This is a genomic window from Streptomyces sp. 1222.5, assembly GCF_900105245.1.
Lineage (GTDB): Bacteria > Actinomycetota > Actinomycetes > Streptomycetales > Streptomycetaceae > Streptomyces > Streptomyces albidocamelliae.
Genome location: NZ_FNSZ01000001.1, coordinates 1,012,764 through 1,036,738 on the forward strand (window position 1 = coordinate 1,012,764; position 23,975 = coordinate 1,036,738).

General features: G+C 71.8%; 23 protein-coding genes and 2 pseudogenes. 11 read left to right on the top strand and 14 right to left on the bottom strand.

Going from position 1 to position 23,975, the window contains the following annotated elements:
* Positions 1-67: 67 nt before the first annotated feature.
* On the bottom strand, positions 68-556 hold the full coding sequence (locus tag BLW57_RS04595; protein WP_093472332.1) for a GNAT family N-acetyltransferase: 489 nt from the start codon (positions 554-556) through the stop codon (positions 68-70).
* A 276-nt stretch (positions 557-832) separates the two neighbouring features.
* Here BLW57_RS04595 and BLW57_RS04600 point away from each other — a divergent pair, with 276 nt between their 5' ends.
* Both BLW57_RS04600 and BLW57_RS04605 read left to right on the top strand, forming a co-directional pair.
* Positions 833-1,600, top strand: a complete 768-nt coding sequence (locus BLW57_RS04600; protein ID WP_093472334.1) for a hypothetical protein — start codon at positions 833-835, stop codon at positions 1,598-1,600.
* 149 nt (positions 1,601-1,749) lie between these two features.
* Positions 1,750-2,760: a phosphotransferase gene (locus tag BLW57_RS04605; RefSeq protein WP_256339383.1), complete on the top strand. Its 1,011-nt coding sequence runs from the start codon at positions 1,750-1,752 to the stop codon at positions 2,758-2,760.
* A 7-nt stretch (positions 2,761-2,767) separates the two neighbouring features.
* On the opposite strand, the gene BLW57_RS04610 is transcribed toward BLW57_RS04605, so the two are convergent.
* Positions 2,768-3,658 carry an SDR family oxidoreductase gene (locus BLW57_RS04610; protein ID WP_093472335.1) on the bottom strand — a complete coding sequence of 297 codons (891 nt, stop codon included), beginning with the start codon at positions 3,656-3,658 and terminating at the stop codon, positions 2,768-2,770.
* Positions 3,659-3,755: 97 nt separating this feature from the next.
* Complete coding sequence (locus BLW57_RS04615; protein WP_093472337.1) at positions 3,756-3,938, bottom strand: hypothetical protein; 183 nt, start codon at positions 3,936-3,938, stop codon at positions 3,756-3,758.
* Between the two features lie 244 nt (positions 3,939-4,182).
* Here BLW57_RS04615 and BLW57_RS04620 point away from each other — a divergent pair, with 244 nt between their 5' ends.
* Complete coding sequence (locus BLW57_RS04620) at positions 4,183-4,563, top strand: hypothetical protein (RefSeq protein ID WP_093472339.1); 381 nt, start codon at positions 4,183-4,185, stop codon at positions 4,561-4,563.
* A gap of 109 nt (positions 4,564-4,672) precedes the next feature.
* Positions 4,673-5,164 carry a DUF6083 domain-containing protein gene (locus BLW57_RS04625; protein ID WP_093472341.1) on the top strand — a complete coding sequence of 164 codons (492 nt, stop codon included), beginning with the start codon at positions 4,673-4,675 and terminating at the stop codon, positions 5,162-5,164.
* A 54-nt stretch (positions 5,165-5,218) separates the two neighbouring features.
* On the opposite strand, the gene nrfD is transcribed toward BLW57_RS04625, so the two are convergent.
* The 6 genes from nrfD to BLW57_RS04655 form a co-directional block, all read right to left on the bottom strand.
* Positions 5,219-6,259 carry an NrfD/PsrC family molybdoenzyme membrane anchor subunit gene (nrfD, locus tag BLW57_RS04630; RefSeq protein WP_093472342.1) on the bottom strand — a complete coding sequence of 347 codons (1,041 nt, stop codon included), beginning with the start codon at positions 6,257-6,259 and terminating at the stop codon, positions 5,219-5,221.
* A 14-nt stretch (positions 6,260-6,273) separates the two neighbouring features.
* On the bottom strand, positions 6,274-7,293 hold the full coding sequence (locus BLW57_RS04635; protein WP_093472344.1) for a 4Fe-4S dicluster domain-containing protein: 1,020 nt from the start codon (positions 7,291-7,293) through the stop codon (positions 6,274-6,276).
* The gene (gene fdh / locus BLW57_RS04640; RefSeq protein WP_093472345.1) at positions 7,290-10,583 is read right to left on the bottom strand and encodes a formate dehydrogenase; all 3,294 of its coding nucleotides are present in this window, start codon (positions 10,581-10,583) and stop codon (positions 7,290-7,292) included. Before fdh ends, BLW57_RS04635 begins: the two co-directional genes overlap by 4 nt.
* Positions 10,584-10,732: 149 nt before the next feature.
* On the bottom strand, positions 10,733-11,029 hold the full coding sequence (locus tag BLW57_RS04645) for a hypothetical protein (RefSeq protein WP_093472347.1): 297 nt from the start codon (positions 11,027-11,029) through the stop codon (positions 10,733-10,735).
* Between the two features lie 97 nt (positions 11,030-11,126).
* Positions 11,127-11,498, bottom strand: coding sequence for an FG-GAP repeat protein (locus tag BLW57_RS04650; protein WP_256339384.1), 372 nt, complete (start codon positions 11,496-11,498; stop codon positions 11,127-11,129).
* 271 nt (positions 11,499-11,769) lie between these two features.
* The gene (locus tag BLW57_RS04655) at positions 11,770-13,746 is read right to left on the bottom strand and encodes a CASTOR/POLLUX-related putative ion channel (protein ID WP_093472350.1); all 1,977 of its coding nucleotides are present in this window, start codon (positions 13,744-13,746) and stop codon (positions 11,770-11,772) included.
* A gap of 225 nt (positions 13,747-13,971) precedes the next feature.
* Between BLW57_RS04655 and BLW57_RS04660 the strand changes: the two genes are divergently transcribed.
* The 3 genes from BLW57_RS04660 to BLW57_RS42120 all read left to right on the top strand — a co-directional run bounded on the left by BLW57_RS04660 (position 13,972) and on the right by BLW57_RS42120 (position 16,645).
* Positions 13,972-14,508: a cysteine hydrolase family protein gene (locus tag BLW57_RS04660; protein ID WP_093472351.1), complete on the top strand. Its 537-nt coding sequence runs from the start codon at positions 13,972-13,974 to the stop codon at positions 14,506-14,508.
* A gap of 471 nt (positions 14,509-14,979) precedes the next feature.
* Entirely contained in the window at positions 14,980-16,131 is a 1,152-nt protein-coding gene (locus BLW57_RS04665; RefSeq protein WP_176985457.1) for an alpha/beta fold hydrolase, read from the top strand.
* Between the two features lie 301 nt (positions 16,132-16,432).
* The gene (locus BLW57_RS42120) at positions 16,433-16,645 is read left to right on the top strand and encodes a DUF1963 domain-containing protein (RefSeq protein ID WP_256339385.1); all 213 of its coding nucleotides are present in this window, start codon (positions 16,433-16,435) and stop codon (positions 16,643-16,645) included.
* Between the two features lie 66 nt (positions 16,646-16,711).
* Here the strand turns inward: BLW57_RS42120 and BLW57_RS04675 are convergent, their stop codons facing one another.
* From BLW57_RS04675 to BLW57_RS04685, 3 genes and pseudogenes are all read right to left on the bottom strand, one after another.
* Entirely contained in the window at positions 16,712-17,023 is a 312-nt protein-coding gene (locus BLW57_RS04675; protein ID WP_093472353.1) for a WhiB family transcriptional regulator, read from the bottom strand.
* Positions 17,024-17,276: 253 nt separating this feature from the next.
* Positions 17,277-17,615 (bottom strand): annotated as a pseudogene (locus BLW57_RS04680) (carotenoid oxygenase family protein); the annotation flags it as partial.
* 104 nt (positions 17,616-17,719) lie between these two features.
* Positions 17,720-18,154 (bottom strand): annotated as a pseudogene (locus BLW57_RS04685) (MFS transporter); the annotation flags it as partial.
* A gap of 406 nt (positions 18,155-18,560) precedes the next feature.
* Between BLW57_RS04685 and BLW57_RS04690 the strand changes: the two are divergent.
* From BLW57_RS04690 to BLW57_RS04705, 4 genes are all read left to right on the top strand, one after another.
* The gene (locus tag BLW57_RS04690) at positions 18,561-19,064 is read left to right on the top strand and encodes a toxin (protein WP_256339386.1); all 504 of its coding nucleotides are present in this window, start codon (positions 18,561-18,563) and stop codon (positions 19,062-19,064) included.
* A 2-nt stretch (positions 19,065-19,066) separates the two neighbouring features.
* Positions 19,067-20,206 (top strand): hypothetical protein, encoded by a 1,140-nt coding sequence (locus tag BLW57_RS04695; RefSeq protein ID WP_093472356.1) that lies wholly within the window; start codon positions 19,067-19,069, stop codon positions 20,204-20,206.
* Between the two features lie 66 nt (positions 20,207-20,272).
* A complete protein-coding gene (locus tag BLW57_RS04700; protein WP_093472358.1) occupies positions 20,273-21,529 on the top strand; it encodes a DUF6545 domain-containing protein in 1,257 nt (418 codons plus the stop codon).
* On the top strand, positions 21,526-22,950 hold the full coding sequence (locus tag BLW57_RS04705; protein WP_093472359.1) for an FAD-dependent oxidoreductase: 1,425 nt from the start codon (positions 21,526-21,528) through the stop codon (positions 22,948-22,950). Before BLW57_RS04700 ends, BLW57_RS04705 begins: the two co-directional genes overlap by 4 nt.
* Positions 22,951-23,017: 67 nt before the next feature.
* Here the strand turns inward: BLW57_RS04705 and BLW57_RS04710 are convergent, their stop codons facing one another.
* The gene (locus BLW57_RS04710; RefSeq protein ID WP_093472361.1) at positions 23,018-23,266 is read right to left on the bottom strand and encodes a hypothetical protein; all 249 of its coding nucleotides are present in this window, start codon (positions 23,264-23,266) and stop codon (positions 23,018-23,020) included.
* Complete coding sequence (locus BLW57_RS43000; protein WP_107450011.1) at positions 23,191-23,916, bottom strand: AAA family ATPase; 726 nt, start codon at positions 23,914-23,916, stop codon at positions 23,191-23,193. Before BLW57_RS43000 ends, BLW57_RS04710 begins: the two co-directional genes overlap by 76 nt.
* Positions 23,917-23,975 lie beyond the last annotated feature (59 nt).

Genomic DNA, 23,975 nt, shown 5'->3' on the forward strand with positions numbered 1-23,975 from the left:
ATCCTGAACGTTCCGGGGAGGCTCGACCTCCGCCCGACGTGACCCGGGCCGGGAACTCCCCGAGTCGTCATTCCGAAGGGATGCGGAACTCGAATTCGGGCCGGTCCCACGGTACGGCGGGCGGGTTCGCGAGCGCGGTCCCGATCCGCAGCGCGCCGACGCGGTGGTAGAAGTTCTCGGCGGGAACGTGCGACACGACCAGGACGCGTTCGAGCCCGGCGGCACGGGCCTCGGACTGCATGTGCGCGACGAGCAGTCGCCCGATCCCCCGTCCTTGCGCTTCGTCGGCGACGAACAGCAGGTCGAGCTCCGGCGGGGCGAGGACAAGCGAGTAGAACCCGAGGACCTGGCCTCCCTGCGCGTCGGCGCCGACGGCTACGAAGACGCGGTGGGCCTCGATGTAATCAGGGCCCACCCGGTAGCCCTCGACTGCGGCTGCGTACTTGCCCTCGTAGGCGCCTGAGCCACGCACGAGCCGTGTGAGCCGTTTGGCATCTCGCGCGACGGCCCTCCGTATCGTGATCGGCCGACTGGTCGGGGAAGCCGATGAACTCATCAGGAAAGTATGTCGCACCGTGGGGCGCCTTCATGCGACGGGTCGGCTGCTCGGGCAGGCGTTCGCCGCACAGCGCCCGGACCGCGTCGGAAGTGCGGGCCGACTCGGAGAGGGTTCGCGACACCCGCCTGAGCGTCTGTGCCGTGGCCGAGGTGCCGCGCAGGAGGCAGCTCCGCGGAGCTTGCGATGACACGTACAACCAATCCCTCACATGGATGGTCTTCTGCTCGCCCGGACTCCGAGAGCGGAGATCCGGCTCACCGTTCCTGGAGAACCATGCACATCCGTACGGCCGCGGCCGCCACCGTCGGCAGCCTGGCGCTGATCACCCTCAGCGCGCCCGTCGCGCAGGCGGACGATCACAAGGGCGACACCGTCTTCACCTCGGTGACCTTCAGCAAGACCACCGTCAACGTCGGCACCAGCAAGCCCCAGAAGCTGACCGTCACCACCACCGCCAAGGACAACTCCGGCATCCGGAACATGTACGGCCTCAAGCTGGTGAGCTCCGACAGCCGCTTCCAGTACGCGAAGTCGTCGACGTGCAGCCACCCCACATCGACGACCATGAAGTGCACCTGGACGTACAGCCTCGAGTCCGACCTCACCGACTACGCCGACCTCCGCAACAGCTCGGCCGGCACCTGGCACCTCGATGTGGAGGCCGCCGCCGAGGACGGCGACTTCTACACCCTCGACAGCAGCTCCACCGTGAAGATCAAGCGCTTCGCCAACCTGGCAACCACCCAGGCGACGCCCGAACCGGTGACCAAGGGCCGAACGCTGACGGTGACCGGCGCCCTCACCCGGGCCGACTGGAACACCAACACCTACACCGGCTTCGCCGCCCAGAAGGTCGCCCTGCAGTTCAAGAGGTCCGGCGCCTCGGCGTACATCACCGTCAAGACGGTGACCACAGACAGCGCGGGCAAGCTCAAGGCGACGATCACGGCGAACACCTCCGGCACCTGGCGCTGGCACTTCACCGGAACGGCGACGACCGGCTCGGCGACGGCGACCGGCGACTCGGTCGCTCTGAAGTAGGGCCTCTCCCGACGCGGCTGATGGGGGGCTGACCCACCGAAAGGAGGCCAGCTCCCTCGATCGCCGCCTTGGCCGGGCAGAGACGATCGCGGTCGGCGCCGCACGCAAATCAGTGGTCCCACGGTCGTCCGGGCTGCTGGAATGGCGCGATGCGGCAACCACACTCGATGATCCTGGACCGTGGCGCGTACCCGGACGCGGTGACTCCCTGGGAGCGGGAGACCTGGCGCGCCTCCGCCCTCGGCTGGGTGGAGGACGGACTCGCGGCGCACGGTCTGCGCGGGACCGGCGGGCTTCGGGTGCGGCTGCGGCCGTGGTCCGTGCTGGTGCGGGTGCCCGTGGAGGGGCGGAGCGTGGTCTGGTTCAAGGCGAGTCCGCCGGCCGCCGCGTTCGAGGGCCCGCTGACCGCCGCGCTGGCCCGCTGGGTGCCCGAGGACGTGCTGAAGCCGCTGGCCGTCGACGCCGGGCGCGGCTGGACACTGCTGCCCGACGGGGGCGAACTGTTCCGCGACCTGCTCGCCCGGGAACCCGTGGCCCCGCGGGTCTGGGAGAGCCTGCTCGGCCGGTACGCGCGCATGCAGCACGCCCTGCTGCCCTACGCGCGGGAGATCGAGCGGCTGGGCGTACCGGCCGCCCGGACACGCGACCTTTCCGAGGTGTTCGGCAGGCTGCTCGACGGTGCCTCCGCGCTGAGCCCGGACGAACGCGCGCGGCTCGACGCGCTCCGGCCGCGTGTCGCCGAGTGGTCCGCCGAACTCGCCGCCCTCGGCATAGGGGACACACTCGACCACGCCGACCTGCACGACGGCCAGCTGTTCTGCCCGGCGCCGGGCCGGTTCACCTTCTTCGACTGGGGCGACGCGACCGTGTCCCACCCGTTCTGCAGTCTGCGGATACCGGCCGAGCGAGCGGTCGACCGGTACGGGCCGGGGGTGCTGCCCCGGCTGGTCGACGCCTATCTGGAGCCCTGGACCGGCGCCGGCCGCACGGCGGCCGACCTCCGCCACGCGGTCGGGACCGCCTGGCGCCTGAGCGCGCTGGGCCGCGCCGCGTCCTGGGGCCGTATGTTCCCCGATCCCTCCGGCGTGGCTCCCGGAGCCGGACAGAGCGCGCGGTGGCTGCTCGAACTCCTCAACAATCCTCCGCACACCGTGTCATGAGGTGACGTCAGGGCAGTGGCGTGCCACCCGTCACATTGACGATCTCCGCGGTGACGTAGCCGGCCTGCGCAGAGGCCAGGTAGACGTAGGCCGGGGCCAGTTCCGCGGGCTGCGCCGGCCGGCCGAGCGGACTCCGCTTGCCGAACTCCCGGGTGTCCGGCAGGGTCGACGGGATGAGCGGCGTCCACACCGGCCCGGGTGCGACCGCGTTGACCCGGATGCCGCGTTCGGCGGCCATCTCCGCCAGCCCCTGGGTGAAGGTGACGATGGCACCCTTCGTCATCGCGTAGTCCAGCAGGTGCGGGCTCGGCTTGTACGCCTGCACGGACGCGGAGTTGATGACACAGGCGCCGGAAGGCATGTGCGGCAGGGCGAACTTGGTCAGCCAGAACATGCCGTAGAGGTTCGTCCGCAGTACCCGGTCGAACTGCTCGGTGGTGATGGCCTCGATGCCGGCCGGCTGGGACATCTGGTAGGCGGCGTTGTTGACGAGGACGTCGATGCGGCCGAACTCGGCCACCGCCCGGTCGATCAGAGCGCGGCAGTTGTCCTCCTCGCGGATGTCGCAGGCCACGGCGACCGCCTTGCGGCCGGCGTCCTCGACCAGCCGGGACGTCTCGCGGGCCTCGTCCTCCTCTTCCGGGAGATGGGTGAACAGCACGTCGGCGCCCTCCCGGGCGAAGGCGAGCGCCACCGCCCGGCCGATGCCGGAGTCCCCACCCGTGATCACGGTCTTGAGGCCGTCGAGACGGCCGGCACCGCGGTAGGACTCCTCGCCGTGGTCGGGCGGTGGGTCCATCGGACCGGTCCAGCCCGGATGCGGCTGGTCCTGGGAGGGGAAGTCCGGGCGGGCGTGCCGGGTGACCGGGTTCGGCCGGTCGGCGCGCGGGTCTGTCACGACGGCCTCCTGTGTCTCGGGGACGGGACGGCCGGCCGGGTTCCCGGATCACGACCGCCGAAAGGCCGGCGGCCAGGTGGACCGTCGCAGGTCGGGGTCAGGCCGTGGGGGCGTGCCCTCCCATGGCGCGCATCCGGTCCCTGCGGGCGATGTTGTAGAGCCGCAGAAGATGCTTGGCCACGGCACAGGGCGCGGCATCGACATGGCACTGGCGGCAGGTCCGCATGTGCTGTTCGTAGGTGAGGCGCGCGTTCTCGAACGCGTCATCGACAGAGGGCATGGATATCTCCGGGCTGGGCGCGTCGGAAGACAGCGCCGAGTTGACTGACTGGTGCAACCGGAGACAAGGTGATCATGTTACTTGCGGTACTGGGAAACCCGCGGAAGAGCCCGGTCCGGGAACGGTCCGCGCACCGGCCCGGTTGGTCCGTCTGCTCCGGCTGCGCCATCATGCGCACCCCGGACGGCTGACCTCCGCGAGGGGCGCGGGCCGCGTTGTCAGTGCCCCCTGCGACTGTGGACACATGACGCCCACCACCGTGGAAGCCGCCCCCGACACGCTGGTCGAGGTGCTCCGCCTGCCGGTGTGGAACACCCTCGCCCAGCGGGCCGACAGCATCCGACACACACTGCCCCCACGTCCCGAGACGGTCGTGGAGAGGCTCGTCTGGCTGCGGTCACTGACACCCGAGCAGGCCCGCCGCGCGGCCCTCCTCGATCACCTGGACGCCCTCTGCGGGCACATCGCCGGGCGCCCCGCGCTCGGCTACCGGGCCGACGACCCGTTGCCGGACGCGGCCCTTCAGGAAGCCGAGGGCTACAACCGGCAGCTCACGGCGCTCATCGCCGCCTACCGGGCGGCCCGTCGGCATCCGCCCACACGCAGCGGTTCAGTCGACGACTGAGGGCCCGGAGACGCCCACGGAACCGTCCGGTACCTCAGCGCCGCCCTGCTCCCGGTGCTCCCTTGATGCGCCCTGTGCGCACCGGACCGGAGCCCGCACGCTCGACGGTATGGGCGAGACCGACAGCATCGTCCCGTTTTCCGTACCGGGACCGGACGGAGTCCGCGTGCCGGCCGTCGGCACCCCACGGCCGTGGGAGGCCGCCGACCGTGCCCAGGCGGCTCGCGACGGCGCCACCGGACCGGAACCGCCCGGCCCCCCGGTCTGCCCCGAATGCGGGCTCGTGGGGGAGCGCCGCGCCACCTACACCGGGCAGCACGTCCTCCTCCAACCCGGCCGGCCCGTGCCTGCCCACCTCGTGCCGGGCGGGCACCGCTGGCATGTCGACGGCAACGGCGTCGCGTGGAACGGCGGCCTGGACGAACCGCTCCCCGGGGCGACGTGCCGGATTCCGCACCGGCTCGCCTGCCCGGGAGTCTCCCTGGACGAGATCCGGCCCTGGAGCCGGCTCGCCGAGGTGCGGGAACACAACGCCCTGTCGGCACGGCGGAAGGCCGACGAGGAGGCCGTACGGCGGACACGGTTTCCGGACGCCGGGTGACGGAGGGACGGCGGACACTGCCTCCCGGTACGGGGAGGCCGCCGGCCGGAGCCGTCACGAGGGGCCGGGACCTGCCCCGTCCGCGTCCTCGTCGTGGGCCCGCAGCCGCTCGCGCTGAGGTTCGACCACGTACGCGGGGTCCTTGGTGGACACCACCCCCGCCTCGAAGGTGCCGAACCGCTGGAGCACACTCCCCGCCAGCAGGGCCAGCCCGCCCGCCGCGGCAGCCGTGCGACTGCGCCGGGCGAGGGTCATCGCCGCCAGGGCGCCGCCCAGCGTCAGGTACTCGGACGCCTTGCGGAGGCGATGCGGGCGGCCGGTCGTGTAGGCCTGCGTCACCAGCCCGGGACGCCGGTCGACGAGGCGGGAGGCGGCGATCTCGGCCGCCGCGCCCACGACGCCGAGCCGCCGCGCCGGACCGGCCTCCGCGACCGGGGCCAGCAGCATGCCCAGCCCGGCCCCACTGGCCGCGGCGGAACCGGTGAAGACGAACGGCAGCTCCTTGTGCGCCTCGTGCCACGCGGGGACCGCCGTCTGGGACAGCAGTGCCGCCGTGTACGAGGCGACCCCGGGCGCCAGCAGGGCCGCCGACAGTCCCGCCGGACGTGCCGTCAGGCCCAGCAGCCGTCCGGGCAGCGTGGCCCGGACACCGGCCGGCAGCAACTCCGCCGTCGCCGCCAGCGCGCTGCCCGGGCCGTACGCGACGAGGACCCAGGTGCCGACGGACATCGGCGAACTCGGCTTGGCGACCCGCAGCATGTGATGGAAGCGCTCGGGCCGGCCGAGGTCCGCGACGAGCAGGTACATGCTCGCCAACAGGGCGGCGAAACCGCCGACCCGGCCTGCCCGGCGCAGTTCAGGGCGCTCGGTCAGGTCCGCGCCGGCCGCGAGCAGGGCGGCTCCGGCGGACAGCCCGCCGGTGAAGAGGTAGGCGGGGATCTTCCACTCCCACACGGGCGGCTTGAGGACCGGACGGCCGTAGTAGGAGCGGAACTTCGCCTTCGGCACCATCGACCGCTCGCGGCTGCCGTCGTCGTCGCGGCCGGGCCGGTGGCCGTCCGGCAGCCCGTGCCGGAGCGCCCCGTCCCCGCTCATCGCCGCGTCCCCGCTCATCGCCGCGGCCCGCGGACGAAGACGGCCGCGGAGGCGGCCAGCAGCGCCGACGCGGCCACGCCCACGTGCTTCCAGATCGACACGAGGTCGCGGGTCGGCACCACCGGATCGGGTGGGAAGCCGTATACCTCGGGTTCGTCGAGGAGCAGGAAGAAGGCGCCGTCGCCGCCCACCCCGTCCTCGGGGTCGCGGCCGTAGAGCCGGGCCTCGGGCACGCCCGCCTCGTGCAGGGCCGCCACCCGCCGGTCGGCCCGCTCACGCAGTTCGTCCAGCGGGCCGAACTGGATGGAGTCCGTCGGGCAGGCCTTGGCGCACGCCGGTTCCAGGCCGTCCTTCAGCCGGTCGTAGCACATGGTGCACTTCCAGGCCCGTCCGTCGTCCGGCCGCCGGTCGATGACGCCGTAGGGGCAGCCGGACACGCAGTAGCCGCAGCCGTTGCAGATGTCGGGCTGCACCACCACGGTGCCGAACTCGGTGCGGAACAGCGCCCCGGTGGGGCACACGTCGAGGCAGCCCGCGTGTGTGCAGTGCTTGCACACGTCCGAGGACATCAGCCAGCGGAACTCCGTGCGCGCCTCCGCTCCCGTGCCCGCGCCGGGCAGTTCGAAGGAGGGGAAGCCCAGGTCCACCGGGGCCGTGCCGAGGTCCGCGCCGCCGCGCCTGGCGAACTCCAGGGCGTCCGCGACCACCTCCTCCGTGTCTTCCGTGCCGGACGGGCCCACGGGCAGGTCGGCGAGGCCCGCGTCCTGGCGGCCCAGCGGGCGCTGCTGCTCGACGAACGCCACGTGCCGCCATGAACTCGCGCCCAGCATTCCGGTGTTGTCGAAGGACATGCCCAGCAGGTCGATGCCGTCCTCGGGGACGTCGTTCCACTCCTTGCACGCCACCTCGCACGCCTTGCAGCCGATGCACACGGAGGTGTCGGTGAAGAAGCCCATTCGCGGCGGGTGGTCGACGTGTCCGGCGTTCTCGGCGGGGTCCTCCAGCGGACCGTAGAAACTGTTGTCCGGGGTCATGACGGCGCCTCCGGCGGTTCGTCCGTCTCGGTGTGCGTGCACTCGGCGCAGCCGTCCGCCGTCGCGATCCGCGTGCCGGTTTGAGGTGTGATGCCGGCCCGGCGGCGGTAGTCCGCCACGTACGCGAGCAGGTCGGGGCCGCGCGGGCGCGGTCCGGGCCGTACGTCGCAGGTCAGCACCTTGCTCTCCTGGATGAAGACATTGGGGTCGGCGACCACGCCGATCAGGTCGTTGACCACGTCCCCGGTCGTCAGGCCCGTCGAGCCCCAGTGGTACGGCATCCAGACCTGGTGGACCACACGGCCGTCGATCCGCAGCGGTGCCATCCGGTCGGTGACCACCACCCGCGCGTCGACCGCGGTTCTGCTGGTGATCACATGGGCCCAGTCCAGATGCCTGAGTGCGCGCTCCCGCGCGAGCTCCGGGGACACCTCCACGAACAACGCCGGCTGCAACTCCGCCAGGTACGGCAGCTGGCGGCTCATGGCGCCCGCCGTGTGGTGCTCGGTCAGCCGGGCCGCCGTGAACACGTAGGGGAACACCTGGGAGTGGGCCTCCGGCGGCGCGGGGTTGGACGGGTTGTCAGGGCGCCCGTAGACCTTGCGCACCGGGTTGCCCTGCTGGCCGTAGAGCAGATTGCGCATCGGCGACTCGTGCGGCTCGTAGTGCGTGGGCATCGGCCCGTCCGCGAGTCCGGCCGGCGCGTACAGCCACGCCTTGCCGTCGCTCATCATGATGAACGCGTCGTCGCCGCTCAGCGCCGCCGGGCCGGACGCGCCCTCCGGCGGCCGGTAGTGCGGCGGTTTGGTCCGCTCGAAGTCGGGGGTGTCACGGCCGGTCCACTCGCCGGCTCCCTCGTCCCACCAGATCAGCTTCTTCCGCTCGCTCCAGGGCCGCCCGTCCGGGTCGGCGGAGGCGCGGTTGTACAGCACCCGGCGGTTCAGCGGCCAGGTCCAGCCCCACTCGGCGTCGTACGGTCCCGTCTCGGAGCGGGGGGTGCGGCGGCGCGCCTGGTTGGTCTCGCCGGCGTACACCCCGCTGTAGATCCAGCAGCCGCACGCCGTGCTGCCGTCGTCACGCAGGTCGAGATAGCTGTCGACGGTGCGGCCGGTGCTCAGGTCGATGCCGTTGATGTGGCGCAGCACGTCCGACGGGGACGGCTCGTCGCCCTCCATGTCGTAGTCCCAGGCGAGGTCGAGGACGGGGCGGTCGCGTTCGTCGGCCGAGCCCGCGAGGCGCTCCTTCAGCAGGAGGCCGAGACGGTGGAAGAACCACAGCTCGGAGCGCCGGTCGCCGATGGGCTCCACGGCCTGGTCCCGCCACTGGAGCATCCGCTGCGTCTGGGTGAAGGTGCCGGCCTTCTCCACGTGCGACGAGGCCGGGAAGAAGAAGACCTCCGTGCGGCAGCGCTCGGTGACGATCTCCCCGGTCTCGATCTCCGGCGCGTCCTTCCAGAAGGTCGCGCTCTCGATCATGGTGAGGTCGCGGACGACGAGCCAGTCGAGGTTGGCCATGCCCAGGCGCTGCAGCCGGCCGTGTGCCGAGCCGACCGCGGGGTTCTGCCCGAGCAGGAAGTAGCCGAACACCTTGCCGTCGACCATGTCCATCACAGTGCGGTAGGTGCCGTGGTCGCCGTCGACGCGGGGCAGGTAGTCGAAGCGGTAGTCGTTCTCGGCGGTCGCCGCGTCGCCCCAGTACTCCTTGAGCAGCGAGACCATGTAGGCGTCGGCGTCGCCCCAGAACCCCTTCTGCCCCGTGCCGCGCACGGTGCCGAGATAGCCGGCCAGGTTCTGGTGGGTGACGCTCGGCATCGGCAGATAGCCCGGCAGCAGGTTGAACAGGGTGGGCACGTCCGTGGAGCCCTGGATGCTGGCGTGGCCACGCAGGGCGTAGATGCCGCCGCCCGGACGCCCGATGTTGCCCAGCAGCAGCTGGACGATCGATCCGGCCCGGATGTACTGGGCGCCGACGGAGTGCTGGGTCCAGCCGACGCTGTAGACCAGCGCGGTGGTCCGCTCCCGGCCGGAGTTCTCCGTCCAGGCCCGGCACACGCCGAGGAACAGCTCCCGCGGCACTCCGCAGATCCGCTCCACCATCTCCGGGGTGTAGCGCGCGAAGTGCCGCTTGAGCACCTGGAACACGCACCGGGGGTGTTCCAGGGTGGGATCGGACTCGATTCCCCCCTCGGCCTCCTCGACGAGCGGGCCCCTGGCGCCGTGCTGGTAGGGCTCGGAGGTCTCCTTCGCGTGGCGGCCCGGCCGCTCCTGGGCGCGGACGCTCGCGTACGACCAGCTCGACGGGTCGTACGCCGCGGTGTGCGGGTCGTAGCCGCTGAACAGCCCGTCCAGGTCCTCGGTGTCCTGGAAGCTCTCGTCCACCAGGGAGGGCGCGTTGGTGTACGCCCGCACGTAGTCCCGGAAGTCCAGGTCGTGGGTGAGGATGTGGTTGATCACGCCGCCCAGGAACGCGATGTCGGTGCCGGCCCGGATGGTGACGTGCTGGTCCGCGTGCGCGCTGGTGCGGGTGAAGCGCGGGTCGATGTGGATGACCTTGGCGCCGCGCGCCTTGGCCTCGATGACCCATTGGAACGCGACCGGATGGGCCTCGGCCATGTTCGAGCCCATGATGACGATGCAGTCGGCGTTGACCAGGTCCTGCTGGTAGTCCGTGGCGCCGCCACGGCCGAGCGAGGCTCCCAGACCGGGAACCGTGGCGGAGTGTCAAATGCGGGCCTGGTTCTCGATCTGGAGGGCACCGAGAGCGGTGAACAACTTCTTGATGAGGTAGTTCTCCTCGTTGTCCAGCGTCGCCCCGCCCAGACCGGCGAACCCCATCGTCCGCCGCAGGGTCCTGCCGTCCGCGTCGGTTTCCTGCCAGCCTCTGCGGCGGGCGTCCAGCACCCGGTCGGCCACCATGTCCATGGCCGTGTCCAGGTCCAGCTCCTGCCAGTCGGTGCCGTACGGCGCCCGGTACAGGACGTGCTGCTCGCGCTGCGGGCCGGTGACCAGCTGCTTGCTGGCGGACCCCTTGGGACACAGCCGACCGCGGGAGATGGGGCTGTCCGGGTTGCCCTCGATCTGGATGATCTTCTCGTCCTTGACGTACACGCGCTGGGCGCAGCCCACCGCGCAGTACGGGCACACCGAGTGCACCATCCGGTCGGCGCTCTCGGTCCGGGAGCCCAGGGCCGAGGAGCGGGCCGACTGTGCCGCCTTGCCGCGGCCCAGCGGATCCGTGCCGGTCAGCTGCCGGTACACCGGCCAGGCGTCGAGCCAGCGCTTCAGGCCCATCGGATCGCTCCCTCGTGCGGGGCCCCAACTCCAGTCGACGCTACCGGCCGGGCAGGCGCCCGCAAGTCGGTACGGGAGCGATCAGACGGCTGCGGTCCGGGTACGGCCGCTGCTCACCGGCCCTCGGTGGGCCGCCCGGCCCGGTCGCCTCACTTCGTGGTGTCGCCGAACTTCACGAGCTGGTCCTTGACCCAGGGGTCGAACACGGCGAGCCGCTGGGCCGACGACGGGTAGAAGGTCGCCAGCTGGTCCTCGATCCACGGGTCCGTGGGCTGCCGGGCGTCATGGTGGCGCCCGGCGGACGGCCGCTCGGCGCCGGCCGCGGCGGGGTGGTGCCCGGGGGTGTGAGGAGTGGCCGCGACCGCGGGACCGCCGCCGACCGCCATCGCGCCTGCGGCCATCGCCGCGGAAGCGCCGACGATCGCGATCCGTCGCGTGAACTTCATGGTTTCCTCCTCCGTGACGTGCTCGGACGGCGCTCCTACCCGCTCCCCCACCTCGCACACCCTTTCCGGAACATCCCGGACATCAGGGGTCAAGGAGTCACCGCAGCATGCCCTGGATGACGGCCCCGTCCACGGTGGTGGCGCCCCTGGTGCCGACCCCGGCCGAAGACCCGCGCAGCCGTACCGTGTCGCCGAAACCGTCGTCCTCCCGAGGTGCGCGGGGGATGCCGGGCGTACTGCGGGTGATCCACCGGGCGCCCTTGCCGGACAGGCCCGAGGCCGAGCCGTACAGGACCTCCGCGCTCGCGTACGGATGTCCGGACAAAGTCTCGCCGTAGACGCCGATGGCCAGGTCCCGGTAGCCGTCGCCGTTGCTGTCCCCCGACGAGACGCTCGAACCGAAGGCGTCGTCGGCCTCGGGGCGCGTCCGGGAGGCGAAGCGATCACAGAGACTCCGCCAAGTGACCAAGGGTTGCGCGGGACTCGGCGGAATTGCCGCCGGACCGAACGGCTGGGCTGGTGCGTTCTTCCTGGCACGACCACATACGGCCCGACCGCAGGCAGGCCGGGCCGTCCGGGATGCCGTTTCCGGCCGTAGCCGTCTCGCGAAGTACGGTGACCCGGAGGCCCGTCGCCACCGCCACAACCGTGACGTCGACCTCGCCAACCACTACATCCCGACGGCACCGCAGGTTCCCGGGAACCTGCCCATCGGCATGTAGACGAGGCACACACACCCCTCAGGCTGGTGGGGCCTCGGCAGGGGTGTCGTCGCTTCGCCGTCCCGGACGGATGTGCGGCAGGTGCGCGTCCGCCGGGTCCGCGGTGACGGAAGCGTCGGGGGCCGGGAGCAGCACCAGGATCCTGTCCTCGGCGGACCAGACGCGCCGGTCGCTCTTGCGGGGGCAGAGCACGACTTCCGCGGGGTGCGGGCCCTGCTCGTGGTAGCCGATCGCGCACTGGCCCCGGTCCAGTGCGGCCGCCACCACGGTCGCGAAGGACGCCTCACGGCCGGGCAGGACGTACTCCCCCGCCGGACGCAGGTCCAGCGCGCCGCCGCGCCTGACGAAGATGTCGTCGAACACCGGGGCGAGCGACGGGTGATGGGTGATCTGCGCCATGAGCAGCGCGGTCAGCCGGCCCCGCACCACCGTGCCCGCGGCCGGGCCGAGCGGGGCCAGACGCTCGGTGCGGTGGTCGTGCAGTTCGGCGACCACGGGCAGCGTCCGGCCGGCCGCCTCCTCGAAGGAGTGCAGTATGAGCAGGGTCAACAGGGCCCGGTCGTCCGGGCGTTCGCCGGTATGGCAGGTGTCCGGGCCGAGCACGATGACACTGTCGTAGCCGAAGAGGTCCAGGCCGCGCAGGACTTCGGGGCGCGTGGGGTCGCCCGGACGGTGGGTGACGGCGAGCCGCCCGTCGTCCGGTTCGCCGGCCTGCTGCCCCGGGAGGAGGCCGGTGTCCGGGCCGGCGATCACGTCGAGGACGGATCCCGGGCGGGCGCCGCGCCGCAGAAGATCCGCGATCAGCGGCCCGCGCCGATTCCAGCCCAGCAGCAGGACGCGCACGGGCCTGTCGGCCGCCGGCGTGGCCGCGCTCATCGCCGTGGGGTCCACGTGCGAGCGGTGGTCGGTGGGCGCCGCGGGCCGGTCGTCGTGGGCGACCACGACCAGCCGGTCCCCGGCGGTGAGCACGGCGCCCGGTGGCGGCGTGAGCAGGAGACCGCCGTCGGCGCGCAGGAATCCGACGGCACAGGACGTGTCGTGGCGCAGGGCGATCTGCCGGAAGGTGAGCCCGGCCAGGTGCGGAGCGTCGGCCAGGTGGAACTCGGCGCCGGCGAAGTCGAGGAGGTCGCGCAAGGCGGACGTCAGTCCGGGGCGCCGCGCGGCCTGCACGAGCAGCCGTGCGGTGGTGCCGTCCGTCTCCAGCACCGTGCCGCGCGCTCCGGCCGCGAGTCGTGCGGCGGGCAGCCGACGGCCGTCGCGTACGGCGGACACCACCGGCGGTCCGCCCTCCGGCCCGGTCAGGGCCCGCAGGGCGAGCAGGACGCGCACGACCTCGGTGTCCGCCTCTCCCTCCGCCGCCGGCAGGACCAGCACCGAGGCGGCGGTGGCCGGGCCGACCAGGGCCAGCGCCGCGGGGTCCGCGGGCGAGCCGGTGCGGCACACGAGCCGGGCACGGCCCCGGACGCCGGGGACGGCCAGCAGTTCCTCCTCCATCCCGGTCGAGTCCCGGTCGGCGAGTACGGCGATGGTGGTCCGGCCACGATCGCCGTGGGCGGCCGCGAGCTCGCCGACGATCGTGAACACCTGGTCCGACCAGCCGAGAACGACCACATGCCCCCGCTCCAGCACCATGGAGCGGCCCCGGCGCAGCTCCGCGACGCGGTCGCCGAGTCCGGTGGTGATCACTCCCACCAGGGTCGAGACGCAGAGCAGGGCGATCAGGCCGAGCAGGACGGAGAGGAGCATCCGCAGCGGCGCGCCGGTCACGGCGCCGAGCCGGAGCGTCTCCGCGCTGGTGCGCCATACCGCGGTGAGCCTGCCGGACAGCGAACGGGGTGCCGCGGGATCCATCCACACCAGCGCGGTGCTGACCGGCACGACCACGGCCAGACAGCACGCCGCCAGCCAGCCGAGGAGGGTGCCCGTGCTGCGGGCCAGGGTCTGGTCGAACCGGTAGCGTGCCCGGTCCCGTAACGCCGACCGCCGCCTGGCCACATGTGCCCCCTGCCGTCCCGCTCTTCGCCTGTCGACGGGGATCCTGCTTCGCCGGCACCTGCGACACGCCGTCCGACCGGGGCATTCATCCTTTCGGGCACGGCGTGGGGTGACGGGCGGTCCGACGCGTACTCCCAGTCGTCCGGGGCACCACGGCGGAGGTGGCGGCGCGGGGCGCACAGGGCTCCGCAGGCCCGCCCGTCCCGGAGGTGGAACCCTGGCAGCATGAGCAAGACCGCGCTGATCGTCATCGACATGATCAACACCTACGATCACCAGGACGCCGAGCTGCTGCTCCCGTCCGCGCGGCAGGTCGTACCGGTGCTGACCGATCTGCTGCGCCGCGCGCGGCGGGACGGGGCGACGGTCATCTACGTCAACGACAACTTCGGGGAGTGGCGCTCGCACCACGGCGAACTGCTGGAGCACGCTCTGCGGAGCCCCCACGCGGATCTCGTCGAGCCCCTGCGGCCCGACGGCGACTCGCTGTTCGTCCTCAAGGCGCGGCACTCCGTCTTCTACGAGACTCCCTTGTCGTATCTGCTCCAGCAGCGGGGGATCCAGCAGTTGGTGCTGTGCGGGCAGGTGACCGAGCAGTGTGTGCTCTACTCCGCGCTCGACGCCCACATCCGCCATTTCGAGGTCGTCGTCCCCCGGGACGCCGTGGCACACATCCACGACGACCTCGCCGAGGCTGCTCTGCGCATGATGGAGACGAACATGGGTGCTCGCGTGTGCACGAGCCAGGACCTGTGGACGTGACGGCAAGGGCCGGGCGGCGACCGGACGTCCCGGTGCGGCCGACCGCGCCACGCACGCTCTGTTGACCAATCAATTACGCAGGCGATTGATCGAGTTGCAGGCCGTGACACGCGGCGGCAGGCTGGGAACGTAGGGACTCAACGGCCCCACTGTGCCCACCGCCCTCTCTCATCGGGCCCCGGTTGGTTGCCCCGTGATCCACGTGGGAGTGATGACGGCGCTGACGCTCACTCACATGGTCTGACAAGCCTTTCCAGAGGTCGCTGGAAGGGTTGCCCAGCCGTTTCACACCACCGTCGCCGGCTCCGACGAGCCCTGCGCGGGTGAGGGCGCACATCGGGCGAGTTCTCTTGCCCACGGGCGATCCCGGTCGGCGAAAGGGCCGACCGCAGGAATCGCACACTGCCTCGATCCACCCCTTCAGTCGCGTTCAGCCACCGCCCATGGGCGAGTGGTGCGAAGGGACACCTCATGGCCATCGTCACCACCGACCACTCGGTCCCGCACACGTCGACCGTCCCCGCCACGATCGGCCAGAAGGTCGAACTGTTCGTGCGGGAGCACGACGGCACGCCCTCCGGCCCGCCCGCGAACCGCAAGGCCGTCCTCATGCTGCACGGCAGGAGCGTTCCGGCACTTGCGGGCTACGACCTCCAGCACACCTCGTACGGGTGGGCCAAGGCCGTCGCCCAGGCCGGGTACGACGTCTTCATGATGGACCTCCAGGGCTCGGGTCTCTCACCGCGTCCGCGGATGGAGGACCCGTGCAACGTCAATCCCACGCAGCAGGGCGCCGTCACTCCCCCGCTGATGGGCACGCGCACGGCGAGCTACCCGTACGTCCTGACCAACTCGCAGAGCGACCGGGACGAACTCGGCACCGTCGTCGACTACATCCGCGGCGAACGCAACGTCACCAAGGTCGCGTTCATCGGCTGGTCGGCCGCCGCGTTCGCGATGGGACCGTACGCGGTCAACAATCCGGGGAAGGTGGAGAGCCTGTTCCTCCTCGCGCCGATCTTCCCGCCGCTCGGGCCCTCGACCCCACCGACCCTGCCCGCCCCGGGCTTCCCCACCCATGTGCTCACCCATGACGGCCTCGATCTGGCCTGGGCCAAGGAAGCCAAGTGCCCGAACCAGCGCGAGGAAGGCATGATCGACGTCGTGTGGGACGCCCTGATGGAGATCGACCCCCTCGGCCGCACCTGGGGGCCGATCGAGGACGGGCGTCCGGTGGGGGCCAGCCGGTACCGGAACTTCGTGTCATGGGGCTGGAACAACACCACCGCGGGGCAGGGCGGCGTCCTCGGCGGAAGCGTGCCCGTACTGATCGTGCACGGCGAGCACGACAAGACGGCCAACACCACACCGCCCAGCTCCAACCCGGCGCTCGACTTCCATGTCCCCGCTCTCTACGACGCCATCACGGGAGCGCACAACATTCTGGTCACGGTGAAGTGCGCCGGTCACTCCATGCCGTGGGAGATCCAGCACAAGAACCTCCACAACCTCTCGAAGAACTGGCTCAAGCACCTGTCGGTCGCCGGCAAGACGCAAGGCCGCTACGAGATGGACCTGAACGGCGACATCAGCCCGGAGCCGGAAGTCCCACCGGTGCTGTAGGACCTGCACACGCTCGCCCCCCTGCCCGGCGACATCTCCGAGCGCTGGATCGGTCTGTTCCGGGCGTGGCGCCCCCTGCCACCGCCTTGCCGGTGGACGGCACACCGGCCCTCCTCTTCGACGGGCAGGTGGACGACGGGCGGACCAGGATCGACCCCCGAGTGTCCGACAGCATGGCCGGAGCGCGGGTGCTGTTCATACCGGCCGGTGCCGCCGTCGCCGAGCGGGACGCGCCGGAGGGTCCGCGGCTGGGGCGAGTGCGCACCAGATCGGCGGTCACGCGGACCCGGACCAGGACGAGGTGGAGACCGAGGTGGCTCACGGCGCGCCGGGCTGCTCGGCGTTGGACGATCCCCGTGTCCGCGAGGAGGCCCTGCGCTGGGTGCGGCTCGCCCAGTTCGGCTCGGACGACGACGCGAACATGATGTGGGGCGACTGCGGCACCCTCTACTGGCTCGTCCGACCGAAGGACCTGGCCGAACGACGGTTCGACCGGGCGATGTTCACCTGGTAGTGCGGCTGACGGCCCCGGATCGGGACACCGCGAGTGCGGAGCACCGGCCCGCGGACGGATCGGGGGTCAACTCGCCCTGAGGTCGGCGGTCTTGGCCGCATGAGTGCGCTGGTGTTCCGCACGGGCCGTTTCCAGCAGGCGACGCCAGGAAGTGACAGTGGGCCGGCGCCGCAACAGGGCCCGGCGCTCCCGCTCGGTCATGCCTCCCCAAATGCCGTGCTCGATACGCTGGTCCAGGGCGTACGCGAGGCACTCGGTCCGGACGCCGCAGCCGCCGCACAGTGCCTTCGCGCGGTTCTGCGCGGCCCCCTCGACGAACAGGTCGTCAGGGTCGGCCGTCCGGCAGATCCCCAGTTCACTCCAGTCGGTCCCCGCCATCCCGTGATGCCGTCCTCTCCCCTACCCGCCGTGTCGTTGCCTCTGCTGAAGGCAGCGGGCATATGACACTACGCCGTTCGACCCTTACCCCTTCCTCCGCTGCGCAGCATCACACCTTCGGGTGAGCCACATTTGCCTTCTGCACGGGGCGACGCTAAAGAGATAAATCTGACGGACCGCCTCGGGGCCCCGGGACGGTGAGTTCCCGGGGCCCCTTGCTGCCGGCGGACGGGCGGCGTCTCCTCGTCGTGGCTCAGGCCGCGCTGTCGTCCGCGTCGCCGTCGGGGACCCAGGAACCGTGGAGCCCGGCGTTCACCCGGTGGGGCAGGTGGACGGTGGCGATCCGGTCGAGGCCGGAGGCGTCGAGGACCAGCGGCTGCGAGGCGTTCTGCTTGAGGTCGGAGACCACGGTGAGCAGGTAGCCGTCGTCCTCGCGGGTCGCTCCGTCGGCGGGCACGAAGACGGCTTCGCCGGGCAGGCGGGCGTCGCCGGCCCGGTGGATGTGGCGGGCCCCGGTCGTGCGGTCGTACTTGACCACGCCGTAGCCGCCGTAGCCCTGTTCGTCGGGGAAGGAGACGGCGTACTGGTAGCGCTTCTCGGCGCCCCGCCCCGGTGGTCAGCGGCCCCGAGCCGAGGACCTGTTGCAAGGACCCCGCCCGCGCCGCCCGCCCCGGAGACCGCGCCCCGCACCCCCAGCGCGCTGCCGCGTCCGGGTCCAGGCGGGAACAGGTCCATGGCCAGGGCGAGCGCGGCCGGGGCGACGGCGGCGGCACCGAGGCCCTGTACGGCACGGGCCGTGATCAGCACGCCCGGCGAGCCGGCCGCTCCCGCCGCCAGGGAGCCGGCCGTGAACAGGGCGAGCCCGACGACCAGCACCGGGCGGCGCCCGAGCAGGTCGGACGCCCGCCCGCCGGCGAGGAGCAGCGCCCCGAACGCCAGCCCGTAGGCGTTGACCACCCAGGTGGCACCGGTGTCCGACAGGCCGACCCCGGTCCGGGTCTGCGGCAGCGCCACGTTCACGATCGAGCTGGCGACCATGACGAGGAACTGGGCCGCGGCGAGTACCGCGAGGACGGCCGTCCGCCGAGGGGCGGCTGGCGTCCGCCCCGGCCGAGTGCGTGGGAGGTTCATGGCGCACAGCGTCGTGCGGGGCCACTGTCCACTCTCCAGGCCGGACAGGGACGTTCACTGTCCACTCCTGTCCGCACCTGTCCACTCGGCCGGTGCCCGCGCCGACCAGGCAGCGCGAACTCCCCTGTTGCTGCGAAACGAGGTAGGACGGCGTCCCGGTTCGGCAGCCCGGCATGGGTGGGACGAGTCGGGATAAGGACCTGTGGACCCGGGTGACCGGAGCGGCGCCGCGGCAACCCGACCATGCCAACTCCCCAGCACAGGCACTAGGATTCCGTCCGCGGCCGGAGTCAAGTCGTCACCCGGCGGCGGCCCGCGCCGCCGGTCACGACGGTTGGTCCTGGCCGTTGGTAGCGCCGGAAGCCGAGATGAGCGCATCGGGGGAACTGTGGGCACCAGGAGGGAGATGCGTCGTCTCGCCGACGCTCTGATCGGCTCCATGAAGGTGCCGGCGCTGCCCGCGGATCCCGAAGCGCTCTTCGACGCGTTGGTGGAGTCGGCGCAGGAATGGCGTCAGCGTCCGCTTCGTGTGGTACTGCGCGAATTCCCGCCGCACACGGCTTCCGGCCTGTGGATCGAGCAAGAGGACCGGGACATCGTCATCGTGGACCGGCGTGCGCCGAAATGGATGCAGATCGTCATCCTCTGCCACGAACTGTGGCACGTCCACAAGGGGCAGTCGAGTCCGCTGCACATGCTCGGCGGCGCCGGCGGTGACGGCTCACGGCCTGCCGCGGCGCGCACCACGCTCGCCGAGAAGCACGAGCGGGAGGCCGACAGGTTCGGGATGCTGATGGGGCTGGAACTGCGGCCGTGGATGGAGGCGTCCGAGCACTCCGTCTACTGCCACGAGCCGACGAGCCTCGCCGGCCGCATAGGCGCGGCGCTCAACTACCGCGGCGAGGCCTGAGGGTGAGCAGCGCGATCAACTACGCGGCATGCGCGCTGCTCTGGGTGGGTCTGGTCCCGAAGACTCGTGACCTGGTCCGTCACCGCAATGAGCCGTATCTGCTGGCGCTGTGCGCGGCGCTGGCCCTCGGCAGCGTCAGTTGGCTGCTCGGTGCTCCTTTGACCATCGGTGCCGTCAACGGCCTCAGCGGCGTCCCCAACCTCGCCGCGCCGTTGACGTACGCGGCGATCACGGCCTACAGCGCCGCCCTGCTGGTACTGATCGCCTACTGGCAGGAATCCCCCAACGTGCGCCGGATCGCCCGCCGCTGGATAGCCAGCTACACGGCCGTCCTCGCCGTGGTCGGTCTCCTGTTCGCTCTGGGGTCCTCCCCGGTCGAGCGCAGGCGGGACTTCGACACCTATTACGCCGGTACGCCGTTCGTCCGCGAGATGGTCGTCCTGTACCTGGTGGCCCACCTCACCGCGGTGACGTTCACGGCCTGGCGGTCGCTGGGCTGGGCGCGGAAGGTGCGCGGCGAGGTCTCCCGGTGGACGCTGACCGGTCTGCTGACCCTGGGTGTCGGCACGCTGATCACGGCCGGCTACAGCGTGTCCAAACTGGTCGCGGTCGGGGCTCGCTGGTCGGGCCGGGACTGGGACTGGCTGGGTACGGCGGTCGCCCCGTCCTGCGCCGGTCTGGGCACGCTCCTGACGGTGGCTGGAGTCCTCGTCCCCCTGATGGGCCAGCGCTGGCAGAGCAACGACCGGCTGCTGTACCGGCGTATGCGCCCGTTGGAGAGGGAGCTCGAACGGATGCTCAGACGGCGCAAGCTGCGCCTGTCGCGGCCCGTGTGGGGTGCTTCGTCCGCGAGCCTGCTGACCTGGCGGGCCACGAGCATCCACAACGGCCTTAGCTATCTCAGTCCTTTCTACGACCCGGCCATCTTCCAGCATGTCCTGCGCGCCGCGCAGGACACGAAGCCGCCCGAGAAGGCACTGGCGGCCGCGTGGGCCGCGGTGATCGCGGCGGCCGCGCACGAAGAGGGGTGCCCCACCACCCCGGCCCCTGCCGTGATCCGTCTGAAGGCGCCCTCCCCCAGGACGCCTGAGGAACTCGTCCTCATCGCCGAGGCACTCAAGGGCGAGCGTCATGCCCGGTAGCGACACCCGTACAGCCGGGCGCGCCCACCAACCCCCCACACTGCGCACCTCTGATCGGAGTCCCCGGTGAGCTATGTCGTCTACCTGGCGGCCGCCATCTTGGGCATGGCGGCGGTCCTGCTGTTCCGGCGGCCACGCCAGGCGCTGACGAACCCTCTGACCGCCTCGACCTGCGTCTCCATCCTCATCGGCGCCTGCTGCTTCTCCGCGGCCGCACCGGCGACCCTGGCGACGGTCAACCGCATGACGGGCATCACCAACTTCGGTGCCCCGATGACCTACTCCCTCATCTCCGCCTACAGCTGCTCGCTCTTCATCCTGCTGATCTACTGGCGAGGCGGCCCGGTCGTCACACTGAGGCGTACGGCCCTCGCCTTCATCGGCGTGTACGGGCTGCTCATCGCGGCCATCATCACCCTGTTCACCGTCGGCGACGCCCATGTGGAAAGGCTCCGGGACCTCGACACCTACTACGCCAACACGCCGTACATCAGGGAGATGATCGTCCTCTACCTGCTCGGCCATCTGGTCTGCTGCCTGGTGATCTGCGGAGTCTGTCTGCGGTGGACCCGGCAGCTGCGGCAGGAGACCACCTCGTCCGCCGCGGCGGACGGCGCCGGCCCGGGTGCGCCCGCGGCGAGCAAGGGCGACCGGCTGCTGCGAGCCGGACTCTGGCTGATCGTCATCGGCCTCGGGATGGACATGAGCGGCTTCGTGCTGGCGAAGATCATCGCCGTGACGGCACGCTGGTACGGCCGGGACCTGGACTTCCTCTCGACCACCGTGGCTCCGCCGCTCGCCTCCGTCGGCGCCGTGATCTGCTCACTCGGATTCGTGCTTCCCAGGATCGTGCCCGCGGTCGGAGCGCAGTGGCGCAGTCTGCGCCACTACCGCAGACTGGCGCCCCTGTGGAAGGTGCTGAGGCATGTCCCGACCGCGTTCGTCTCGCCCAGCACCTGGTACCGACTCCCTCAATCACGCCTGCGCATGCGTGAGATGGCCATCCACGACGCCTTGCTCGTGCTCACTCCGCACCTCGACGAGCGAGCGGGCAGCGGCGTACTCCGGCGAGCGCTGGCAGCCGGATGCGACCCGACCGCCGCGCGGGCCAAGGCCGAGGCCTCCATGGTCGTGGAGGCCGCCAGGCAGCTCGCCCGGGGCGCGGCCGACTCGCTCACGGAGCCGGGCACCTACGAACTGCGCACCTCCAAGGACGCGAGCCGCGGACTGCTGAGACTGGCGCAGGAGCTGAACACCCCCGGCACTGTCATCGGCGTCGATCCGCTGGCAGCGCCCACGCACGGAACGAGGAATGGATCATGACAGGTAGAGCGGTCGTCATCGGGGCCGGGATCGGCGGCATGCTGGCAGCCGCGGCACTGGCTCCCGCCGTCGGCGACGTGGTCGTCGTCGAGCCGGACGCACTCGCCGACGGACCGGACCCGCGAAAGGGGCTGCCGCAGGGGCAGCACGCCCACCTGCTCATGGCGGGCGGCCTGGACGCCATGCAGAGCCTGCTCTCCGGCCTGGACGTGCGCCGTTACCTCCTCGACGCCGGGGCCGTCGAGATCTCCCTCGCATCCGGTCTGCTCGCCCGCACGCCCGACGGCTGGTTCTCCCGCTTCAGGCACGACAGTCACCACATGCTGACCTGCACCAGGGCCCTGCTCGACTGGGCGGTGCGCGCCGCCGTCCTGAGCCGGCTCAGGAACGTCAAGATCATGCGGGGGAAGGCGCTCGGCCTGGTGGGCACCGCGCAGCGCGTACAAGGCGTCAGGGTCGCCACCGACGCCGGAGAGGATCTGCTCCGGGCGGACCTGGTGGTGGATGCCGGCGGACGCGGCTCGCGCATCATGCACTGGCTGGCCGACCTCGGGATCGACGGCATCCAGGAGAAGGCCGTGGACACCGGCCTCACCAACGCCACCCGCATCTACCGCCGGCCGGCCCTCGTCACGGACTGGCCGCTGACGCTTCTCCAGGCCGACCCGTACCGCGGCGAGCCCGGCCGCAGCGGCATGATCCTGCCCATCGAGCCGGACGACGGGGGCGAGCGCTGGATGGTCAGCCTGGCGGGCACCAAGGGCGGCGAACCACCTGCCGATCCGGCCGGATTCCTGGCGTACACCTTCGAGGAGCTGCCGGATCCGATCATCGGTGAGCTCATCTCCCACGCGGAACCGCTCACGGACGTCGTCCGTACCCGGGGCCGTATGACCCGCAACGTGCGCCGGTACTTCGAGCGGTCCGCGATGTGGCCCGAGGGCCTGGCTGTCGTGGGAGACGCTCTCGCGACGTTCAACCCCGCGTACGGCCAGGGCATGTCGGTCGCGGCCCAGCAGGCGGTGACGCTCCGGGACGCCTTCGACAACGCGGAGGTGTCCACACCCGGCCTGGCGCGTGGGATCCAGCGCGCGGTGGCCGAGCACGTCAACGGGCCCTGGACCACAGCGGTCAGCCAGGACGTGCTGTACCCCTTCGTCACCGGCGCCGCCCCCTCGGTCGCCGACCGCGCCGCCGCCCGGTACTCCCGCCGAGCGGCCGCCACCGCGACGGTGTCCTACCCCGTGGCCCGTGCGCTCTGGGACGTCACGGGCCTCCAGGCCGGTCCCGCCCGGCTCATGTCCCCCGGCACCCTGCTGAAGGTCCTCCTCGGCCCGCCCGCGCCGCTCAACACCGAGATCCCCCTCAAGCCCCGCGAGCGGCGGGCGCGCCGCGAACTGCAAGCCGTGCCGCAGGAGTAGAAGCGGTGTCGGCCGGGTCACGCTCGCCGGGTTCCGGCGCGGGGGCCGCCGCCGACGACCCCCCGGATCAGCACGACGGCCCCTGACCCGCCTCTCCGGCGCCGTGCAACTCCCGCTGCCACAAGGCCTCGCAGAGGAGGTCCAGGCCCTGGCGCAGATGGCGGCGGTAGGTGCCGTGGGGCAGACCGAGGCGGCGGGCGGCGGCCTCCCGGGTGGGGGCGCCCGAGAAGTGGCCCGCGGTCAGGGCCTCGCGGGGGCGGACGCCGCGCGGATCGCGGGCGAGGTCGTCCACGGCCTGGCGCAGCAGGTCGCGCAACTCCTCGACGGGTGAGATCGGCCGCCAGGCGGGTGCGCGTCAGGGCGCAGGCGGCGAACGCGGCCGGTCGCACCAGTGTTGCAGGGCTTCGCGTACGCCCTGGTCGAACATGGTCTGCGGGACGCTCGCCGGCCCGGGCCGAGCCGGTACGTCGGTGGCCGGTATGAACCGGTGCAGCCATGCCTCGACGGGCACTTGGCGCCAGTCGACGGCGAACAGCCGAGGGTTCCCTCGACGCGCTCGGCCCAGGTCTCGGCGTCCCGCCAGACGGCGAAGCCGGGAACGTCCGGGAAGGGACTGGCCGCCCGCTCGAAATCGGCCGGGTCCCGGCTGGCGAAGCGGCCGTCGAGTTCGACGAGCAGCCGGCCCGCCGCACGGGCCCGGTCGGCCAGGCGCCGCAGCAGCGTCGACTTCCCCATGCCGCCCGGCCCGTGCACGTAGAACGCGAAGGGCGCCTCGGGTTCAGCGGCCAGCGCCTCCCCGAACCGGCCGAGTTCCGTCTCCCGGCCGACGAACGCCCGGGTGCGGGCAGTGCTCGGTCTCTCCCCCACGGACACCATCGCGGCTCCCCACTCCTCATGCCCCGGCACCGGACGGCCCTGCGCGTTGACAGAGGGATGTCGGAATCCGAAGGTTCGCACGGGCCTCATGATTCGTGCTCGGCGACGGTCCTCACGGCGTTCTTCCCCCGCCGACGTCGTACGGCAGG

What these genes read in the sequence shown, in the direction of transcription:
- BLW57_RS04595 (WP_093472332.1), bottom strand. Translation starts at nt 556, where the DNA reads ATGAGTTCATCGGCTTCCCCGACCAGTCGGCCGATCACGATACGGAGG.
- BLW57_RS04600 (WP_093472334.1), top strand. Translation starts at nt 833, where the DNA reads ATGCACATCCGTACGGCCGCGGCCGCCACCGTCGGCAGCCTGGCGCTG.
- BLW57_RS04605 (WP_256339383.1), top strand. Translation starts at nt 1,750, where the DNA reads ATGCGGCAACCACACTCGATGATCCTGGACCGTGGCGCGTACCCGGAC.
- BLW57_RS04615 (WP_093472337.1), bottom strand. Translation starts at nt 3,938, where the DNA reads ATGCCCTCTGTCGATGACGCGTTCGAGAACGCGCGCCTCACCTACGAA.
- BLW57_RS04620 (WP_093472339.1), top strand. Translation starts at nt 4,183, where the DNA reads ATGACGCCCACCACCGTGGAAGCCGCCCCCGACACGCTGGTCGAGGTG.
- BLW57_RS04625 (WP_093472341.1), top strand. Translation starts at nt 4,673, where the DNA reads ATGGGCGAGACCGACAGCATCGTCCCGTTTTCCGTACCGGGACCGGAC.
- nrfD (WP_093472342.1), bottom strand. Translation starts at nt 6,259, where the DNA reads ATGAGCGGGGACGGGGCGCTCCGGCACGGGCTGCCGGACGGCCACCGG.
- BLW57_RS04635 (WP_093472344.1), bottom strand. Translation starts at nt 7,293, where the DNA reads ATGACCCCGGACAACAGTTTCTACGGTCCGCTGGAGGACCCCGCCGAG.
- BLW57_RS04645 (WP_093472347.1), bottom strand. Translation starts at nt 11,029, where the DNA reads ATGAAGTTCACGCGACGGATCGCGATCGTCGGCGCTTCCGCGGCGATG.
- BLW57_RS04660 (WP_093472351.1), top strand. Translation starts at nt 13,972, where the DNA reads ATGAGCAAGACCGCGCTGATCGTCATCGACATGATCAACACCTACGAT.
- BLW57_RS04665 (WP_176985457.1), top strand. Translation starts at nt 14,980, where the DNA reads ATGGCCATCGTCACCACCGACCACTCGGTCCCGCACACGTCGACCGTC.
- BLW57_RS04675 (WP_093472353.1), bottom strand. Translation starts at nt 17,023, where the DNA reads ATGGCGGGGACCGACTGGAGTGAACTGGGGATCTGCCGGACGGCCGAC.
- BLW57_RS04690 (WP_256339386.1), top strand. Translation starts at nt 18,561, where the DNA reads ATGCGTCGTCTCGCCGACGCTCTGATCGGCTCCATGAAGGTGCCGGCG.
- BLW57_RS04705 (WP_093472359.1), top strand. Translation starts at nt 21,526, where the DNA reads ATGACAGGTAGAGCGGTCGTCATCGGGGCCGGGATCGGCGGCATGCTG.
- BLW57_RS43000 (WP_107450011.1), bottom strand. Translation starts at nt 23,916, where the DNA reads ATGAGGCCCGTGCGAACCTTCGGATTCCGACATCCCTCTGTCAACGCG.